This window comes from Pseudoalteromonas sp. APC 3691, assembly GCF_030408135.1.
Classification (GTDB): Bacteria; Pseudomonadota; Gammaproteobacteria; order Enterobacterales; family Alteromonadaceae; genus Pseudoalteromonas.
In genome coordinates, this window is record NZ_JASDCB010000130.1 from 1 (window position 1) to 2,604 (window position 2,604).

Consider the following 2,604-nt stretch of genomic DNA (forward strand, 5'->3'; position numbering starts at 1 on the left):
TGCATATTCCGGAGCATCGTGAACAGTGATTCCGGCCCATCGTGAACACCCGTTCTGGTTTTAGCGTGAACGCTCATTCCGGTTTTATCGTGAACACTTTTGACTGATTTTCCGGAATCGGTGTTCACACCAAACCAGTACAATTTCAACGCATTGATTATTAATTACTTTGTTAAGCTATTTCCTTTTTGTATTACTGAGGAAGGGATATGGCGACTAAGAGGATCACAATGCGTAAAATTCGAGAAGTGTTGAGGCTACATTTTGCTGCCCAACTCAGTGTCAGAAAAATAAGTGCCAGCACTAAGATCAGTGTCGGTGGTATTCAAAAACTACTCACTAAAGCCAGAGCTTTATCGTTAAGTTGGCCACTGCCCGACGAGCTTGATGATTCTGTGCTTGCTAGTCAGTTCTATCCTCGCGCCGACACTCGGCCATCCCAGCGATTTGAAGTGCCAGATTGGCCAGCCATTCGAAAAGAATTAACGGGCAAAGGCGTCACCAAGAACTTACTCTGGGAAGAATATACTCAGCAATATCCGAATCGTTGTTACAGCTATTCTCAGTTCTGCGATCGCTATATGACCTGGCTTAAAAAGCAAAAACGTTCGATGCGACAAGTGCATAAAGCAGGAGAAAAACTCTTTGTCGATTATGCGGGTCAAACGATGCCCATTGTTTGTAATGCGACGGGTGAAGTGAAGTTCGCCCAGATATTCGTGGCGGTGATGGGCGCATCAAATTATACATTTTGTGAAGCAACCTGGAGCCAAAGTCTACCCGACTGGATCGGCAGTCACGTGCGAGCATTTGAATTTATCGGCGGTATACCTGACATGGTTATCCCCGATAATTTACGCAGTGGTGTCAGTAAAGCGTGTCGCTACGACCCTGATGTTAACCCGAGTTATCAGCAATTGGCCGCGCATTATGGCACCGTGATTGTGCCTGCTCGTCCCAGAAAACCACAAGATAAAGCCAAGGCCGAAGTGGGCGTGCAAATCATTGAACGCTGGATACTCGCCAAGTTACGACACCAAACCTTTTTCTCATTAGCTGAGCTAAACCATTGCATCAAAGCCTTACTGCTTGAGGTCAATAATAAGCCCTTTAAGCAACTGAGTGGGACACGACAATCATGGTTCGAGTCAATCGACAAACCCGCCCTCGCGCCCATGCCCAAACTAGCTTATCAATTCACGGATATTAAACACGTCAAAGTGAATATTGATTATCACGTTCAGTATGATAACCATCTTTACTCGGTACCCCATCACTTGGTGGGTGAAAAGCTTGAACTTCATGCCAAAGACAACTTGATTGAGGCTTATTTCAAGCATAAACGCATCACCAGTCACCCGAGAAAATATCATCCGGGCATGACCACCACATCCGAGCACATGCCTGTAAAGCATGAGAAGCATCATAAATGGTCACCAGGGCGTTTAATGAATTGGGCGAAAGATATTGGAGATGACGTTTTGCTCTGGGTGAAAGCACAATTGGCACAGAAACAACATGAAGAACAAGCGTATCGTGTGTGCTTAGGCTTACTCAACCTATCAAGAAGCTATCCCGCCGATCGGCTCAATAACGCCTGTGCGATAGCCAATCAATACAGTTTATATCGGTTAAAACATATCAAAGACATACTCAGTAGCAACCAAGATAAATTGCCGCGAACGCAAGAAGAGCCGTCGACGTTATTGCCACAATCCCATGAAAATATCCGTGGTCCTAAAAGCTTCCATTAAGGTAAGGAAATTCTATGTTAGAACAAACGATAACTCAGCTTCGTCAACTCAAACTCAGTGGTATGGCCAACGCCTTAGTGAGCCAAATAGAACAACCAAGTACTTATGAAGGGTTGTCCTTCGATGAGCGACTACAACTGCTAGCAGACAGTGAAGCCCAAGACCGAGAGAGCCGAAAACAACAACGCTTACTTAAAGCGGCAAAACTTAAATTAGCCGCTAACGCCAGAGACATAGATTATCATCACCCGCGAGGTCTCAATCAATCGATGATGGCATCGCTACTGCAATGTGATTGGCTGAATAAATCACAAAACTTACTCATCACAGGCCCTTGCGGTAGCGGTAAAACCTATATCACTTGTGCGCTTGCGCATACAGGATGCATGAAAGGCTACAGCGTTAAATATTACCGACTCTCAAGGTTGATGCTTGCGCTGACACAAGCCAAAGCAGATGGCACTTACAGTCGAATGTTACAGTCACTCGCTAAGATCGACTTACTCGTTTTAGATGATTGGGGGCTTGAGCCACTTAAAGCGGCACAACGAAATGACTTAATGGAGATCATGGATGATAGGCACGGCAGTTCATCAACCGCCATCATCAGTCAATTACCCACCGAAGAATGGCATCAATCCATCGGCGATAATACCTTAGCCGATGCCATTTTAGATCGACTAATGCACAATGCTCATCGGATAAAATTAAAGGGGGAGTCTATGAGAAAAATTCAATCTAAAATTGACCATCGTGAACACTTAGGTTAAAAATGTCATGAACCCAATGCGTGGAATTTAAGTGTTCACGATAAAACCGGAATCGGTGTTCACCATCACCGGAATACGCA

The 2,604-nt window shown here is 44.9% G+C and carries 2 protein-coding genes; both read left to right on the top strand.

Annotated features, from left to right (window positions below; translation table 11 throughout):
* Positions 1-209: 209 nt before the first annotated feature.
* Positions 210-1,754, top strand: coding sequence for an IS21 family transposase (istA, locus tag QL998_RS20500; protein WP_024600838.1), 1,545 nt, complete (start codon positions 210-212; stop codon positions 1,752-1,754).
* 14 nt (positions 1,755-1,768) lie between these two features.
* The gene (gene istB, locus QL998_RS20505; protein WP_024603886.1) at positions 1,769-2,524 is read left to right on the top strand and encodes an IS21-like element helper ATPase IstB; all 756 of its coding nucleotides are present in this window, start codon (positions 1,769-1,771) and stop codon (positions 2,522-2,524) included.
* Positions 2,525-2,604: the final 80 nt, after the last annotated feature.

Bases quoted from the DNA above. Each gene is read 5' to 3' on its own strand.
- istA (WP_024600838.1), top strand. From the start codon at position 210: ATGGCGACTAAGAGGATCACAATGCGTAAAATTCGAGAAGTGTTGAGG.
- istB (WP_024603886.1), top strand. From the start codon at position 1,769: ATGTTAGAACAAACGATAACTCAGCTTCGTCAACTCAAACTCAGTGGT.